Genomic DNA, 15,874 nt, shown 5'->3' with positions numbered 1-15,874 from the left:
CGCGGCGCAGCGCCCTCTCACGCCGCGGACTGCTCATGGCCGCGCCGCAAGCGCACGGCGCCCGGGGTGGGGAGGAGGCGTCGGTGCGGGTCTGTGGGCACAACCCGGGGGCTGTCGGCGGGTTCGCTAGCCTGGGGCGACGACCGACGCCGAGGGGGCACGATGACGGACGTGACGAGCGGGACACCCCGCGCGGGCATGGCGTGGCCGGCGCAGCCGGGCGTGCTGACCGACACCACCCGGTGTCCGTCGTGCTTCACGACGATCTCCACGACGCCGTGCACGGCATGCGGGCTCGACCTCACCGACGTGCGCACCGCGCGCGTGCTCGAGCTGTCGAGGCGCATCGTCGAGCTGAGCGACCAGCGCGCCGACGTGCTGTTGCGGATACGTCAGGATGCCGCGGCGGCGGCCGCCGGGTCGCACGGTGACGTGGTGGCCCCCGCGTCTTCCCCCGCGACCGTTCCGGCCGCGACACCCGCGTGGGCGGCGCCGAGTCCGGCGCGGGTCACGGACGGGGCTCCGCTCGCGGTCGCGGAGGGCCCGGGTGTACTTGCTCCTCCTGCGTCAGGCGCTGCGACGCCGGCCTCGACCGGTGCGTCCTCGTCGAAGGATGCCGTCGAGCCGGGCGCTGGCGCTCCGGGCCCCGCCGCTCAGGACGCTCTCGCTCCAGGCGCGGTTGTTCAGGACGCTGTCGCTCCGGCCGCGGTTGTTCAGGACGCTGTCCCTCCGGGCGCCGCCGCTCCGCCGACGAAGGCGACCGCGCCGGTGGGACCCGGGACGCTGAATCCCGCCGCGCCGCCGGCCGATCCTTCCCCGTCGGTCGATCCGCCCGCTCCGGTCGTTCCCATCTCCTCGGCCGGCCCGGTTCCGTCGGGCGGGTCCGTGCCCCCGAGCGGCACGGCAGCGCCCGAGGGCGTCGCGACGGATCCGGCGAAGCCGCGACGGTCGGGCGTGCAGGTGTTCCTGCTGTCGGCGGGCGTTGTGCTGCTCGCCGTCGCCGCGGCCTTCTTCCTGACCGTGGCGTGGGTGGCCGGCGGGCTCGTGCTCCGCTCGGTCGTCGTCGCCGTGGCCACGGCGGGGGTCGTCGTCACGGCATCCCTCCTGCGTCGTCGCGGACTCACCGCCACGGCCGAGGGCATCGCCCTCCTAGGCATCGCCCTGATCGCGCTCGACGTCTGGGCCGTCCGCGCCAACGACCTCGCGGGAGCCGCTGCGGTGGGCGCGCGCGTGTACTGGGGCGTGGCGGCGCTGATCGCCGGGGTCGCCTTCGTGGGGTGGGCCCGTCAGTCGCGGCTGCGCTCACCGCTGTCGGTCGGGGCGATCGCGCTCGTGCTCGGTCCGGCGTCGGTGGCTGCCGGGATCGCCGGCGACGACGCGGCGGTCGCCTGGTACGCCGCGGCGGTGACGACTCTCGCCGTGGCCCTCGCCGCCCCGCTCCTGCCGCGGCTCGCCCGTCCCGATGCAGGCTCCCTGCGCGTCGAGACGGCGGTCATCCGCGGACTCGCCGCGATCGGCGCCGTCGTCGGGCTCGCGGCCGCCCTCGTCCGCGACCCGGGCGCGACGTGGGCGCCCGTCGCGGCGACGCTTCCCCTCGCGCTGCTCGTCGCCGCCCATGCCGCGATCGCCGCACGCCGGGACGAGAGCGCGACGGCGCGCGTGGCCGCTCCCCTCGCGGTGGTCCTGCTGGGTGCGGGGGTCGCCGCGACCGCGATCCGATCGACCGATCCCGCCGCCGCTGTCACCGTTCCGCTGCTCGTGGCGACGGTGGTCGCGCTGGGCCTCGATCTCTCGCGTTCCCGGGCACGAGCGGGGTCCGGGCGCACCGCGCTCTCGGCTGCCGCCCTCGCGGCGGGCGTCGCGGCCGGGCTCGCGGCTCTTCCCCCGCTCGGATGGGCGTTGTTCGCCTGGGTCGCGCCGATCGTCGGTATCGGGCGCGTGTTCGCGAGGTCGGCGTCCGAGGTCGACGTCCCGGATGCCACCAGCTCCGCCTCCGTCCTCTCGCTCGCGGCCGTGGTCGTTCTCGCGGCGATCGCGTGGCGATGGGGTAGTCCTGGCGCGGCGCGGCGGCCCGCTCTGCTCTGGGCTGGTGCCGTCGTGGCTCTGCTGGCGGGACCGCAGCTGCGCATGATCGGCGCGGTCGTGCTGTGGAATCTGGCGCTCGCGGTCGTCGCCACTTGGCTGCTTCTCCGCCGCCGCGGACCCGTTGCCGTCGCAGCGACTGGTGGTCTCGTTGCCGCGGTAGCCGGGTGGGTGCTGTCGTTCAGTTCGCCCCTGACCTGGGCGGTGGCGACGGTGGTCGTCGCGGCGCTGCTGTGGACGGTGGCCCCCGCGGCGCGTGCGACCCGCGTCCCCGCGGTCGTGGCGTTCACGCTCTTCGTCCCGCTCAGTGCGGTGCTCGTCCCCTCTGTGGTGCAGAGCGGTCTCAACGTGCGGCTCGACGAACCGCACCCCCTCACGGCGGGGGCGGCGGTGGCGGCGGTGCTGCTCGCCCTCGCGGTGCTGCCCTCGCGCTCCGCGACCCGGCTCACCGTCGCGCAACGCGAGGCCATGGTGCTGACGGGTCTCCTCCTCGTCGTCGCCCTGGGCCTCCCTGCTCTCGTCTGGGCGCGCGGCGGTCTCGCCGCGACGGTGTGGCTCGTGGCCGTCGGTATCATGACCGTCGTCTCGGCGGCCGCGATCGTGATGCGACGGGCCTTGGTCGACGCGACCGTCGTCCGTCCGGTCGCCGCGCTCCTCGTGCCGATCATCGCCGCCGCGACCGTGCTGACCGGGGTGCGCGAGGCCGAGCCGACCCCGTTCGCGCGGAGCGTGCTCCTGGCATCCGTCGGGGTGGTGTGCGCGGCCGTTGCTCTCTGGCGGCTGCGTGCCGATCGCCTCACACGCGGCCTCTTCGACGCGGGAGCCGTCGTCGTGGGCCTGGCGGCCGTCGTCTCCGCGATCTTCACCGCGGGCGTCGCGATGCCGTTGCTCCTGCTGGCCGTCGTCGTGCTCATCCAGGCGGTCGATGCGGACGGGCTCTTCGCGTCGCGGGGTTCACGGCGCCACCTCGTCTGGCTCGCGCTCGCGCTCGCGGCCGTCGCGCTGTGGACGCAGCTGACCGCAGGGCGGGTCGAGGCGGTGGAGGCCTTCACCCTCCCCGTCGCGGCGGCGCTGCTCGCGATCGCCACCGCCGAGGAGCGGGCGCGCCGTCGGGTCGCGACGCGTCCGGCATCGGCGCCCGCCGTCATCGCATTCGCGGGAGTCGCACTGGCGGTGCTGCCGACAGCGGCATCTGCCGGCGACGAACCGGTGCGGGCGGTCGTGTCGATCGCCGTCGGCGCGGCGCTGGCGGTCGCCGGCGCCTGGGTCAGACCGCCTCGCACGCCCGAGCCGCTGCCGCTCGCCGTCGCGACGGCCGGGGCGCTGGGGCTCGTCGTCGCGCTCGGCGCCTGCCTGATCGAGGCGTCCGCGCGCGGCGTCGCCACCGGGGGCGTGCTCGACGCGACGGTGGTCGTCGTGACCGCGGCCCTCCTCGCGACGGCTGCCGGGATCGCCCGACGCGAGCCCGCGTGGTCGCGAACGGTCGCCGGTGGTGTCGTGGCCGCGGGCGTCGTGGTGTTCACCCTCGGCGAGGCGGTACTGATCGGCATCGCCGAAGGCCCCGTCGCACGCGCGACGATGGCGACGCTGCTGCTCGGCGCGGCGGGAGCGGCGGTCCTTCGCAGTGGTGCTCTGACGCGCGTCGTGCCGGGCGCCGACCCCGCCGTGACCGGGTTCGCGGCGCTGGGGGGCACGGCTCTGCTCGCCGTGGTCGGCATCGGAGCGGGCGTGCGTCCCCTCGAGGCCCTGACGGTGCCGCTGGCGCTCGCCCTCCTAGCGGCCGCCGTTCCCGGCCGCGCCCGGCCCGTGACCGCTCAGGGCGGAGTCCTCGTGGCGGCGGGATTGGCCGTCGGGCTGCTTCCCTCCGCCGTACTGGTGTCCGACGATCTGGGGCGCACGATCGTCGTGCTCATCATCTCGGGCGTGCTCACGGCCGTGTCGGCGCTGCGTTCGCCGTCGCGCCTCGCGCCGCTCGTCCCCACGGTCTTCGGCGTCTCCGCCGCTGCGCTCGTGCTCGCGGGTGTCATCCGTTCCTTCGCCGATCTCGACCGCCCGATCTTCGACCTGTGGGTGCCGCTCGTCATGCTGCCGCTGTCGGTCGCCGCGGTGCTGCGCCGTCACGCGAAGACGCCACCGGTGTGGCTCGCCGCCGTCTCGGCATCCGTCGCTCTTGCCGTGTTCGCGCTCACCACGATCGCGCGCATCGTCGTGACACCAGATGAGGGCACGATCCGCGCGGCGATCACGGTCGCGGTGGTGGCGGGCGTCGGTGCCGCGTGGCGCGGGGTCGGGGAACGGACGCTGGCGGCGGTCGGCCTCGGCCTCGGGTTCGTCGTCGCCGTGAGCGGCGCGGCCTTCGGCGTCGTCGACCCGATCGAATCGGTCACCGTGCCCCTGGCGGTCGGCGCGCTGGTCGTCGGCGGGCGAGCGCTGCGCCGGCGCGAGACGCTCCGCAGCTGGCCTGCACTGGGCGCGCCGCTCGCCCTGCTGCTGGTGCCTTCGCTGCTCTTCGACTTCGGCGGCGGCAACGCCCTGTGGCGGATCGTCGCCCTCGGCGTCGTCGCGCTGGCCGCCCTGCTGCTCGGCGTCCGCTTCCGCCTGCAGGCGCCGGTGCTGCTCGGTGGAGTCGTGCTGATCGTGCACGCCGTGGCGCAGCTGTGGCCGTGGATCGCGTCGATCTACGAGAGCGTCTCGGGCCTGTGGTGGCTGTGGATCGGTGTCGCCGGCGCTCTTCTCGTCACGGTCGCGGCGACCTACGAGCGTCGGCTGCGGGAAGTGAAGGCAGTGGGGCTGGCGATCCGCGCCCTCCGGTGATGTGCGATCCGTCGCGCTGGCTGAGTCAGCCGGGGAGGCGGCGTTTCAGCCCTGGGCGGGAGCAGCCCGCGCGGCGGCGCTTCAGCCCTTCGACTCCTTCGCCGCCGCCTTCGCCGCGCGCTTGTGCTCCCGCACCTTCGTCAGCGACTCGGGGCTGACGATGTCGGCGACCGAGCGGAACGACCCGTCCTCGCCGTACGGTGCCGAGGCCTCGCGCCATCCGGCGCCGTCGAAGCCGCGCTGCTTGCCCAAGAGGGCGAGGAAGATCTTCGCCTTCTGCTCGCCGAACCCCGGCAGGGCCTTGAGCCGCTTCAGCACCGTCGCGCCGTCGGGGGTGTCGCGAGTCCAGATGTTCGCGGCGTCGCCGTCCCAATCCTCTTCGACAGCGGCGCACAGCGACTGCACGCGCTTGGCCATCGACCCGGGGAAGCGGTGCACCGCCGGCGACTGCGAGAACGCCGCCGCGAAGGCCTCGGGGTCGTCGTGCGCGATGGTCGCGGCATCCATCGACCCGGTCCGCTCCTGGATCTTCAGCGGGCCGGCGAAGGCGGTCTCCATGGCGACCTGCTGGTCGAGCAGCATCCCGACCAGCAACGCGAGGGGGTTCGTCGACAGCAGTTCGTCGGCGGCGGGGTCGTCGGTGATGCGCAGGCTCATGCGTTCATTCTCGCGCGCCCTCTCGGGGAGGGGTTGCTGTCCGGCTCGATACCGCGTCTTGGATCGCGATGAGTCGGATGCCGCCTCACCGTCCGGCCCTCGGCAGGCGCCGCTCCAACGCGGTCACTCCGGCGCGGCGATCCACTTCCGCGCGAAGGGCACGGCATCCATCGCCACGAGGTCGAGCGTGATCTCGTTCAGCTGTGACCGGAAGTCATCGACGTCGCCAGGAGGAAGGCGCTTCACCAGCGACCCGTCCACGCGCCGGATGACGACCTCGCTCACCGCCGGGGCGCCACCGCCCGCGTCGAGCAACCCGAGCACCACGGTCGCAGCCCACCGCAGTCCGTTGCGGGCGCGGTCTTCGCCCGCGACGACGTAGACCTCGGATGCCGGTGTGCTCACGGCATCCATCCTGCCCGAGCTCGTGGCGTCGGCGATCACCGGCCCACGCGCGCCGGACGGGCGCCGTCGCGCCCGTCGGAGGGTCAGCCCGCGTCGGCGATGTCGCGACGCGGGGCGGCGGAGTCCGCGGGGCCTTCGACCTCGATGCCGAACAGCGCCGACAGGGCGTCGATGTACTCGTCGGCGCGGCCCGTCTCGGCCAGCTCGTGCGCACGCGTGGTGGGGGTGTGCAGCAGCACGCCGACCAGGTGGCGCAGGGCCTGCTCGGTCTGACCGCCCTCGTCGCCGCGGGCGCGCACCCGGGCCACCTCGGCGTCGAGCACGCCGAAGACGTGGGCGCGCAGCGCGACGACCGCGGGGGTGATGTTCTTGCGCTCGCCCACGGACGCGAAGCGGCGAGCGGCGTCGCGCACGAGGTCGCGCGCGGCGTCGGTGGCCTGCAGCTCCTCGAGCGGGGCGTGCAGGCGGATGGTCTCGAGGTCGAGCAGGTCGACGCCCGGCACCGTTGCGACGTCGGGGTCGACGTTGCGGGGGAGGCCGAGGTCGATCACGAGACGGCGGCCCGCGTGGTCGACCGGGCAGCCGGCGGCCGCGGTCGTCTCGGCGCCGGTGCGTCCGGCGGCGAAGGTGGCGGCGCTGACGACGTGGTGCTCGCTCGTGGTGCACGTGATGACGAGGTCGGCGTGCGCGACGGCGGAGGGGAAGGTCTCGGCTGAGATCGCCCGCAGTCCGTGCTTCGCGGCGAACTTCGCGGCGCGGCCCGAGGGCGAGTGCACCGAGATGTCTTCGGCGCCCTGATCGCGGAGGGCGGCGACGGTGGCGGCGGCGTACGCGCCGGTGCCGACCAGCAGCACGCGCTGCGTCGACCAGTCGGCGATGCGGCTGTCGGCGAGTTCGAGGCCGAGGCGCACGAGCGAGCGGCCCGCGCGGCCGATGGCGGTGGAGTTCTTCACGCCGCGCTGCGCCTCCGACGCACGCTGGAACAGTCGCTCGAGCTCGGCGGAGGTGGTGCCGAGCTGCCTCGACTCGGTGAGCGCGCGACGCACCTGGCCGGCGATCTCGCCCTCGCCCACGACGACGGATTCGAGGCCCGAGGCGACGGAGAAGAGGTGCTCCGCGACGTCGTCGCCGCCGAGCACGGTGTACGAGCCCTCGAGTTCGCGAGCGGGCACGCCGGTGGCGGCCTCGATGGCGCTCAGGGTCGCGTCGACGCCCAGGGCGACGGCGGCGGTGACGGGTTCGTCCATGTCGACGTACGCCTCGAAGCGGTTGCAGGTGGCGACGACGACCGCGCCCTGCACGAGCTCGGCGTGCTCGGCGATCAGGGGGGCGACGGGGGTGCGGGGTACGCTGAGCCGCTCGAGGAGCTCGAAGGACGCGGTCTTGTGACTCGCGCTGACGCACAGCAACACGCTCATATTCTACGCCCGGGCGCCTCGGGGTATTCCGGACGGCCTCTCGACGTCAAGGCATCCCCCGCGCGCGCAGGGGCTGAATGGGAGGATGGATGCCATGGCCTCCCTCGACGCTCCCCTCCTCCGCGCCCTCCGAGGCGACCGTCCCGAGCGTCAGCCGGTCTGGTTCATGCGGCAGGCGGGGCGCTCGCTGCCCGAATACCGCGAGCTGCGCGTGGGCACGCGCATGCTCGACGCGTGCCTGACGCCCGATCTCGCGGCGGAGATCACGCTGCAGCCCATCCGTCGTCACGACGTGGATGCCGCCATCTTCTTCAGCGACATCGTCGTGCCGTTGCGACTGGCCGGTGTCGACGTCGTGATCGAGCCGGGCCGGGGCCCGGTCTTCGCCGATCCCGTGCGCACCGCCGACGACGTCGCGCGGGTCACCGCGATCGACCCGGCCGACGTGGCCGCCGCCGCGGAGCCGGTGCGCGAGGCCGCCCGCCGCGTCACCGCCGAGCTCAGCGATCAGGTGCCGCTCATCGGCTTCGCCGGCGCGCCGTTCACCCTCGCCGCGTACCTCGTCGAGGGGGGACCCTCCAAGGAGCACCTGCGAGCCCGCGGCATGATGCATGCCGACCCGGCCTCGTGGCACCGGCTGGCCGGATGGCTGGCGAAGGTGTCCCGCGCCTTCCTCGACGCGCAGATCGAGGGCGGCGCGCAGGCTGTGCAGTTGTTCGACTCGTGGGCGGGTTCGCTGTCGCCGGCGACCTTCCGAGAATTCATCGCTCCGCACTCCACCGAGGCGCTCGAGGGGATCGAGGTGCCGCGCATCCACTTCGGCGTCGGAACCGGCGCCTTCCTCGACGACATGCGCCTGGGCGGGCTCGCCGACGCGGTGGGGGTCGACTGGCGGATGCCGCTCGACGAGGCCGCCGCGGTCGTCGGCCCCGACGTGACCCTGCAGGGCAACATCGACCCGGCCCTGCTCGGAGCGCCCTGGCCCGTGCTGGCCGCGCATGTCGACGACGTGCTCGCCCGGGGCCGCACGGCGCGCGCGCACGTGCTCAACCTCGGCCACGGCGTGCCGCCCGACACCGACCCCGACGTGCTGACCCGCATCGTCGCCCACGCGCACGCCGCCCCCGCACACGAGGTGTCCGTCGCGGGAGATCAGGCGTGAGCGAGCCCCTCGACCGTCTCGTGCAGCACGCGCACGAGACGCGCGTGATCGTGATCGGCGGGGGCGTCTCGGGTCTGGTCGCCGCGCGCGAGTGCGCGAAGGTGGGCCTACGGGTCACGGTGCTCGAGGCCGCCGATGTGCTCGGCGGCGTGGTGCGCTCGGCCGAGGTGGGCGGGATGACGCTCGACGTGGGCGCCGAGAGTTTCGCCACCCGCGGCGGGGTCGTGCGCGACCTGCTCGACGAGCTCGGGCTCGGTGCCGACGTGGTGTCGCCGAACCCGGCGGGAGCGTGGGTCGCGGGCGTTCCCGGCGTGGGCGCCGCACCCCTGCCGAAGGGGGGCGTGCTCGGCATCCCCGACAACCCCTTCGCCCCCGACGTGCGTCGCGTCATCGGCTGGTCGGGGGCCTGGCGGGCCTACGTCGACCGCGTGCGGCCGCCGCTCACGATCGGTCACGCCCACAGCCTCGGCAAGCTCGTGCGCTCGCGCCTGGGTGCGCGCGTGCTCGATCGCCTGGTCGCCCCCGTCACGAGCGGGGTGTACTCCGCGCGGCCCGACGACATCGACGTCGACCTGGCCGCCCCCGGACTCAACGCCGCCCTCACCCGCACCGGTTCGCTCACGGGCGCCGTCGCCGAGCTGCGCGCCCGTCGCCCGCAGACGCGTCCGGCCGACGCCCCGGCATCCGATGTCCCGGTCGTGCCCGGCGCCGCGAAGGCTCCGGCGCCGGGCGGGGCCGTGCAGGGGATCGTCGGGGGCATGTCGCGGCTGGTCGATGCTCTCGTCGCGGGGCTGCGCGACGCCGACGTCGAGGTGCGCACCGGGGTGCGAGCCGGAGAGCTCAGCCGCGTCGACGGCGAGTGGGCGGTGTCGACGTCCGCCGACGACGAGCCGCTGCGCACGCACGCCGTGATCGTGGCCCTGCCCGAGGGGCCGGCGCGGCAGCTGCTCGCGCCCGTCGTGCCGGGTCTCGATCTGGGCGATCCGATCGCGCCCGTGGTCGAGGTTGTGACGCTCGTGCTCGAGGCGCCCGTGCTCGACAGCGCCCCGCGGGGGACCGGCGTGCTCACCGTTCCCGGCAGCCACGTGGCCAAGGCCCTCACCCACTCGAGCGCCAAGTGGGACTGGGTCCGGGATGCCGCAGAGCCCGGCGTCCACGTCGTGCGCGTGTCGTTCGGTGCGCAGGGGGAGGAGCCCGCGACCGCGGCGCTCGACGACGCCGCCGCGGCGGACCTCGCCCGGTCGGAGGCGGCCCTCCTGCTCGGCGTCGAGCTGCCGGCATCCGCCCTGCGCGCCGCGCACCGGGTGCGCTACGTGCAATCGCAGCCCGCCGCCACGATCGGCCGGGCCGCCGTCACGCAGGCCGCGCGCGGGGCGATCCGCGCCGTGTCGGGGCTCGGTGCGACGGGAGCGTGGCTGTCGGGGACGGGACTGGCGCAGGTGATCCCCGACGCGCGGGACGAGGCCGACCGCCTGCGCAGCGCCGCGCTCTGGCAGAGCTGACCGCTGTCACCGTCGGCCATGCGACGCCGCCTGTCAAGGGCGGATGCCGGACGCGGCATACGTGACTACTGTGAGAATCGACCAGCACCAGATCGAGCGTGAGGAGACCCCATGCGGGGCAAAGCAGCACTCGTCGTCGGACTCGTGGCGGGCTACGTGCTCGGAGCACGCGCCGGCCGCCAGCGGTACGAGCAGATCAAGGAGCAGGCCGACAAGGTCTGGAGCCAGCCCGTCGTCCAGGGACAGGTCGAGAAGGTGAAGGCGCTCGGCGTCTCCGCCCTCAAGTCCGTCCCCGGTGTGGTGTGGAAGGGCGCGAAGTCCGTCACCAGCGCAGCGTCCGGATCGGGCACCGTGCAGGAGCGCGCCGAGCGCGCGGGCCGCGCCGCCAAGCAGTCCGCCGGTGAGGTGGCCGATGTCGTCGAGGACGCCGTCGACGACGCCGCGCAGGCGGAGAAGTCGGCGACGACCCGCGCTCGCGCGGCCAAGAGCGGCTCCACCTCGTCCGGGAGCTGACCGCATGACCACTCCGCGCGGATTCCGCGATCGTTCCGACGACAGCCTGTTCACCCTGCTCGGCGACATCCCCGAGCTGGTGCGCAACCTCGTCGTCGCCGAGATCAACGGCGCGAAGGCGTGGGCCCAGCGCACGGCGAAGGATGCCGGGATCGGCGCCGGCTGGTTCGTCGGCGCCCTCATCGTGCTGTTCTGGGCGATCCCGGTGTTCTTCGCGTTCGTCATCGCCGGGCTGTCGTCGTGGTGGCCGGTCTGGCTGTCGGCCCTCGTCGTCTTCGGCGTGATGGTCGTGATCACGGCGATCCTGGCGCTGCTCGGCTACCTGCGGTTCAAGAAGCTGTCGAACCGCGAGAACCCGGGCAAGGCCATCGCCGAAGACGTCCGCATCGTCAAGGAGGCCCGCGATGAGTATTGAGCGTCCCGTCCCCGTGCCCCGCACCGCGGTTCCGTTGGGCATCACCGACCCGGTCGAGTCGGCCCGCGCCGAACTGAAGGCCGCCCTCGCGGCCATCGAGGTCAAGGCCAATGTGCCCCGCCGCGCGAGCGACGCCGTCGACCGTACGGTCCACGACATGCGCGAGAAGGCGCAGCGCAACCCCGGTGCCGCCGCCGCGGCGGTGGCGGGCGTGGCCGCCCTCGTCGGCTTCGCCGTGTGGGGCCTCGTGCGCGCCTACACGCGCTGATTCCCGTCGAAGCGGCCCGTTCCCTCGCGGGGCGGGCCGCTTCGACGTTCCCTCTCGCCTTACAGCTGAGGTGGCTGAGCCCGTCGAAGCCACCGGTGGCTCGTCGGCGCCGGATCCTTTCGACGAGCTCAGGGGCCGGCGCGCCCTCGGTACGGCCGAGGTGGCTGAGCCTGTCGAGGCCAGCGGGGGTTCGCCGCCGCCGGACCCTTCGCCAGGCTCAGGGGCCGGCCGCCCGGCTCACGGCTCGTTCAGGAAAAGACCGCTCAGCAGGTCTTCGAAGTACTCCGGCGTCACGGCGATCGGTCCCGCGTAGGCGTGGTCGAAGCCGGCGATCGCGTACAGCAGCAGCGCCACGAAGAGGGCGAGCAGGCTCGACATGAGCAGGTGCACGCGCAGGTTCCGCACCTCGATGAGCGCGATGAGGATCGCGTTCAGCACGGCGCCGACGCTCAGCACGATCCACAGCACACTGGGCAGGGCCAGGTGGGTCAGCGCGATGCGATCGCGGCGGTTCTCGACGAGCAGCTGGAACTGATCCAGCGACTGCTGCACGTACAGGGTCTCGGCCGCCGTCGACGGCTGCACCTGCCCGATGGCCTGCTGCATGGCCGAGATGTTGGCATCCGTCTCAGCCGGGATCTCCAGGCGCCGCTGCATCGGCCAGTCGAGGTCGATCACGTTGCGCGTGTACTGCACGATCTGGTTCTGCAGCTCGTCGCCCTGCGGATCGGGGAGCAGTGCGGCCGTTCGATAGAGGGATGCCAGCGACGACGACTCCTGGAGCACGACGCCGTCGACCTCGGTGAAGTTCCCGTAAGCGGCCGCCGCGATGAGGGCGAGCGTCACGCCGTAGAAGACGCCGTACGCGCCCACCGCGTAGCTGAGCACGCGATCCCACTCCTCGCCCTGCGGGGCGACGCGGAACACCCATTTGCGCAGGATGAGCAGGATCACGCACGACCCGCCCACCACCAGCACGATGAACAGCGGCAGACCCACGGACATGGGCAGGTCGTACAGCCACATGCGGCACCCCTTCGAAAGGCGTCCCCCGACGCCGTCAGCGCACGATACCAACGCGTCGCTGCGGGTGAAGGTGCTTCATCGGCGAGTCAACGGGTTTGGCCCGCCGCCCGGGCGAGACGAGACTAGGAGTCATGTCCCACGACAGCTCTTCTTCCGTGTACACGCTGTGGGCGGTCTTCCGCCGCGACCCCGAGAACCCGGTGACCGCCGCGGAGTCCACCGAGCTCGCCGACCTCGTGTCGCTGATCGAGGCCGACGGCGTCACCGTCCGCGGCTTCTACGACGTCAGCGGTCTGCGCGCCGACGCCGACCTCATGGTCTGGCTCCACGGCGAAGACCCGCAGGCGCTCCAGCGCGACCTGCGGCGCCTGCGTCGCACCGATCTGCTGAAGAACCTCCTGCCCACCTGGAACGCGATGGGCGTGCACCGGGACGCGGAGTTCAACCGCTCGCACGTCCCCGGCTTCCTCCGCGGTATTGAGGCGCAGCAGTGGCTGTGCCTGTACCCCTTCGTGCGCAGCTACGAGTGGTACCTGCTGCCCGAGGAGGAGCGCCGCGAGATGCTCATCGAGCACGGCAAGAAGGGCAGCGCCTACAAGGGCGTCATCGCCAACACGGTGGCATCCTTCGCCCTCGGGGACTATGAGTGGCTCCTGCCGATGGAGGCCGACGTGCTCACCGACCTCGTCGACATGATGCGCCACCTGCGCTACACCGAGGCCCGTCGGCACGTGCGCGAGGAAGTGCCGTTCTACACCGGCCGTCTCGTCACGCTCGACGAGATCCCCGAGATCCTCCAGTGAGCGCGCCTCTGCGGCTCGGAACGCGTCGCAGCACCCTGGCGATGGCGCAGTCGCAGATGGTCGCCGACGCCGTGGCCGCGGCATCCGGACGCCCGGTCGAGCTCGTGCCGATCGTGTCGGAGGGCGACGTCAACCGCGCCTCGCTCTCGCAGCTCGGCGGGCGCGGCGTGTTCGCGAACGGCCTGCGTGAAGCGCTCGCCGCCGACCGGTGCGATTTCCTCGTGCATTCGCTCAAAGACCTGCCGACCGTGCAGCCCGACGGGCTCGTGATCGCCGCGACCCCGCCGCGCGAGGACGCCCGCGACGTCGTGGTGACGCGCGACGGCACCCCCCTGGGCTCCCTCGCTCCGGGATCGCGCGTCGGAACCGGCTCGCCCCGCCGCATCGCGCAGGCGCTGCGTCACAACCCGCGCCTCGACATCCGCGACATCCGCGGCAACGTCGACTCGCGTCTGGCGCGGGTGCGGGACGGAGAGCTGGATGCCGTGATCCTGGCCGCCGCGGGCATCTCGCGCCTCGGCGGAGACCTGGGCGGCCTGCACGCCGAGGCCCTGGGCCTGGCCGAATGGCCCACCGCGCCCGGGCAGGGCTCGCTCGCGGTCGAGACCCGCAGCGACATCGATCCCGAGATCCACGCCGCCCTCGCCCGGCTCGACGACGAGGACACCCGCGTAGCGATCACGGCGGAGCGCGTGGTGCTGAATGCCCTGGATGCCGGGTGCAGCGCACCGGTCGGCACGCACGCGTCGCTGGCCGGGGGCGACCTGCGGCTGCGGGCCGTGGTCTACGCCCTCGACGGGACGCAACGGATCGGTATCGACCGGACCGTGCGCCTCGCCGCGGGGTATGGTGGGGAAACGGGCAGTGGCAATGGAGCGGATGCTGCCGACGACGGGGGACCGATCGCGCGAGCGGCGCGAGCGGGCCGAGAAGCCGCGCGTCGGTTGCTCGAACGTGGGGCGGCCGACCTGGTACCACGAGAGTCGACCACATGAATGAAGGCCACTGGCACACGCCGAACCCGACCACGGGCAGCGTGCCCAAGCCGCTCGCCGGCCGGCGCGTCCTCGTGCCGCGCGGCGGGCCCTGGGGCGACGGTGTGGCGGCGAGCCTGCGGCAGCTGGGCGCCGTCCCGGTCATCGCCCCGCTGATCAACTTCGCGCCCACCAACGATCAGGCGACCCTCGACGAGGCGCTCGCCGATCTCGCGGCCGGCGCCTTCGACTGGCTCACGCTCACCAGCGCGACCACCGTCGACGTGCTCTACGCGTACAAGGCCGTCATCCCGGCCGAGACGAAGGTCGCGGTCGTCGGTGAGACCACCGCCGCGGCGATGCAGGCCGTCGGCTACCGCGTCGACCTCGTCCCCGAGCGCGACAATTCGGCGCAGGGCATGGCCGAGCAGATGATCGAGATCGAGACCGAGCCGCGCAAGGTCCTGACCCTCCGCAGCGAGATCGCCAAGCCCGTCCTCACGCGCCTGCTGATCGAGGCCGGCCACGACGTGCGCAGCGTCGTGGCGTACCGCACGGTCGGCGTGCCGGTGACCGAGAAGATCGCGACCGACGTTCACTCGGGCCGCATCAACGCCATCCTCGTCACGAGTGGTTCGGTGGCGGAGCAGGTCGTCGAGCAGTTCCCCGACATCCCGGCATCCACCGTCATCGCCGCGATCGGCCCGCGCACCGCCAAGGATGCCAAGCGCGCCGGACTCAGCGTCGACGTCGTCGCCGAGCGCCAGACCGTCGACTCCCTCATCGAGGCGGTCGCCCGCTTCCCCCTGACCACCGACGAATCGACCCCATGAGCTTCCCCGAGCACCGCCCGCGGCGTCTGCGCCGCACCCCCGCCGTCCGTCGCCTCGCCCGCGAGACGCACCTCGTGCCGTCGCAGCTCGTGCTGCCGATGTTCGTGCGCGAGGGCATCACCGAACCGAGCCCGATCGGCTCGATGCCCGGCATCGTGCAGCACTCGATGGATTCGCTCCGCCGCGCGGTCGCCGAGGCGGCCGAGCAGCGCATCGGCGGGGTCATGCTCTTCGGGGTGCCCGAGGTGCGCGACGCGGTCGGTTCCGGAGCCGACGACCCGAACGGCATCCTGAACCGCGCGACCGAGGCCGTCGTGGCCGAGGTCGGTGACGCGGTGGTCGTGCAGACCGACCTCTGCCTCGACGAGTTCACCGATCACGGCCACTGCGGCGTCCTGCGGCCCGACGGCGCGGTCGACAACGACGCGACGCTCGAGCGCTACACGGCGATGGGCCTGGCGCAGGCGCGCGCGGGCTCGGCCATGCTGGGTCTGTCGGGGATGATGGACGGCCAGGTCGGCGCGGTGCGCGAAGCCCTGGATGCCGAGGGCTTCACCGACACGCTGATCCTGGCGTACTCCGCGAAGTACGCCGGAGCCTTCTACGGTCCGTTCCGGGAGGCCGTCGACTCGCAGCTGAAGGGCGACCGTCGCTCGTACCAGCTCGACCCCGGCAACGGCCGGGAGGGCGTGCGCGAAGCGCTGCTCGACGTCGAAGAGGGCGCCGACGTGGTCATGGTCAAGCCGGCGCTGCCGTACCTCGACGTGCTCGCCGACGTGAAGGCGTCGGTCGATGTGCCCGTGTGGGCGTACCAGGTGTCGGGCGAGTACGCGATGGTCGAGGCCGCCGCCGCCCACGGCTGGATCGACCGCCGTGGCGCGATCATGGAGAGCCTGCTCGGCATCCGTCGCGCCGGTGCCGACGCGATCCTCACGTACTGGGCGCTCGAGGCCGCCCGCTGGCTGCGCGAAGAGCTCTGAGCCCCGCCCGCTGACGCGCCCT

General features: G+C 73.5%; 14 protein-coding genes. 10 read left to right on the top strand and 4 right to left on the bottom strand.

Annotated features, from left to right (window positions below):
* The first annotated feature begins 162 nt into the window (after positions 1-162).
* Positions 163-4,896 carry an SCO7613 C-terminal domain-containing membrane protein gene (locus tag B0B15_RS01250; RefSeq protein WP_176776535.1) on the top strand — a complete coding sequence of 1,578 codons (4,734 nt, stop codon included), beginning with the start codon at positions 163-165 and terminating at the stop codon, positions 4,894-4,896.
* 81 nt (positions 4,897-4,977) lie between these two features.
* Here B0B15_RS01250 and B0B15_RS01245 read toward each other — a convergent pair whose 3' ends face one another.
* The 3 genes from B0B15_RS01245 to B0B15_RS01235 form a co-directional block, all read right to left on the bottom strand.
* The gene (locus B0B15_RS01245; protein ID WP_076672924.1) at positions 4,978-5,553 is read right to left on the bottom strand and encodes an HhH-GPD-type base excision DNA repair protein; all 576 of its coding nucleotides are present in this window, start codon (positions 5,551-5,553) and stop codon (positions 4,978-4,980) included.
* Between the two features lie 123 nt (positions 5,554-5,676).
* A complete protein-coding gene (locus B0B15_RS01240; protein WP_143016308.1) occupies positions 5,677-5,958 on the bottom strand; it encodes a hypothetical protein in 282 nt (93 codons plus the stop codon).
* Between the two features lie 83 nt (positions 5,959-6,041).
* Complete coding sequence (locus B0B15_RS01235; RefSeq protein ID WP_076675061.1) at positions 6,042-7,370, bottom strand: glutamyl-tRNA reductase; 1,329 nt, start codon at positions 7,368-7,370, stop codon at positions 6,042-6,044.
* Between the two features lie 100 nt (positions 7,371-7,470).
* Between B0B15_RS01235 and hemE the strand changes: the two genes are divergently transcribed.
* The 5 genes from hemE to B0B15_RS01210 all read left to right on the top strand — a co-directional run bounded on the left by hemE (position 7,471) and on the right by B0B15_RS01210 (position 11,236).
* A complete protein-coding gene (hemE, locus tag B0B15_RS01230; protein WP_083708802.1) occupies positions 7,471-8,538 on the top strand; it encodes a uroporphyrinogen decarboxylase in 1,068 nt (355 codons plus the stop codon).
* The gene (hemG, locus tag B0B15_RS01225; RefSeq protein WP_076672921.1) at positions 8,535-10,040 is read left to right on the top strand and encodes a protoporphyrinogen oxidase; all 1,506 of its coding nucleotides are present in this window, start codon (positions 8,535-8,537) and stop codon (positions 10,038-10,040) included. Before hemE ends, hemG begins: the two co-directional genes overlap by 4 nt.
* 111 nt (positions 10,041-10,151) lie before the next feature.
* Positions 10,152-10,553 (top strand): hypothetical protein, encoded by a 402-nt coding sequence (locus B0B15_RS01220; protein WP_076672920.1) that lies wholly within the window; start codon positions 10,152-10,154, stop codon positions 10,551-10,553.
* Between the two features lie 4 nt (positions 10,554-10,557).
* Positions 10,558-10,968 carry a phage holin family protein gene (locus tag B0B15_RS01215; protein ID WP_076672919.1) on the top strand — a complete coding sequence of 137 codons (411 nt, stop codon included), beginning with the start codon at positions 10,558-10,560 and terminating at the stop codon, positions 10,966-10,968.
* Positions 10,958-11,236 carry a hypothetical protein gene (locus tag B0B15_RS01210; RefSeq protein ID WP_076672918.1) on the top strand — a complete coding sequence of 93 codons (279 nt, stop codon included), beginning with the start codon at positions 10,958-10,960 and terminating at the stop codon, positions 11,234-11,236. Before B0B15_RS01215 ends, B0B15_RS01210 begins: the two co-directional genes overlap by 11 nt.
* Positions 11,237-11,473: 237 nt before the next feature.
* Here the strand turns inward: B0B15_RS01210 and B0B15_RS01205 are convergent, their stop codons facing one another.
* A complete protein-coding gene (locus B0B15_RS01205; RefSeq protein WP_076672917.1) occupies positions 11,474-12,262 on the bottom strand; it encodes a bestrophin-like domain in 789 nt (262 codons plus the stop codon).
* Between the two features lie 131 nt (positions 12,263-12,393).
* On the opposite strand from B0B15_RS01205, the gene hemQ reads away from it, so the two are divergent.
* Genes hemQ through hemB form a run of 4 tightly spaced genes read left to right on the top strand, consistent with a single transcriptional unit; the run spans position 12,394 to position 15,852 of the window.
* Positions 12,394-13,065 carry a hydrogen peroxide-dependent heme synthase gene (gene hemQ, locus B0B15_RS01200; protein WP_076672916.1) on the top strand — a complete coding sequence of 224 codons (672 nt, stop codon included), beginning with the start codon at positions 12,394-12,396 and terminating at the stop codon, positions 13,063-13,065.
* The gene (gene hemC, locus B0B15_RS01195; RefSeq protein WP_076672915.1) at positions 13,062-14,060 is read left to right on the top strand and encodes a hydroxymethylbilane synthase; all 999 of its coding nucleotides are present in this window, start codon (positions 13,062-13,064) and stop codon (positions 14,058-14,060) included. The genes hemQ and hemC overlap by 4 nt, the downstream gene beginning before the upstream one ends.
* Entirely contained in the window at positions 14,057-14,872 is an 816-nt protein-coding gene (locus B0B15_RS01190; protein WP_076672914.1) for a uroporphyrinogen-III synthase, read from the top strand. The genes hemC and B0B15_RS01190 overlap by 4 nt, the downstream gene beginning before the upstream one ends.
* Positions 14,869-15,852, top strand: coding sequence for a porphobilinogen synthase (gene hemB, locus B0B15_RS01185; RefSeq protein WP_076672913.1), 984 nt, complete (start codon positions 14,869-14,871; stop codon positions 15,850-15,852). Before B0B15_RS01190 ends, hemB begins: the two co-directional genes overlap by 4 nt.
* The last annotated feature ends 22 nt before the right edge of the window (positions 15,853-15,874 follow it).

Origin of the sequence: Microbacterium sp. RU1D (assembly GCF_900156435.1) — a bacterium.
GTDB lineage: Bacteria > Actinomycetota > Actinomycetes > Actinomycetales > Microbacteriaceae > Microbacterium.
This window is presented reverse-complemented; position numbering and strand designations above follow the sequence as displayed.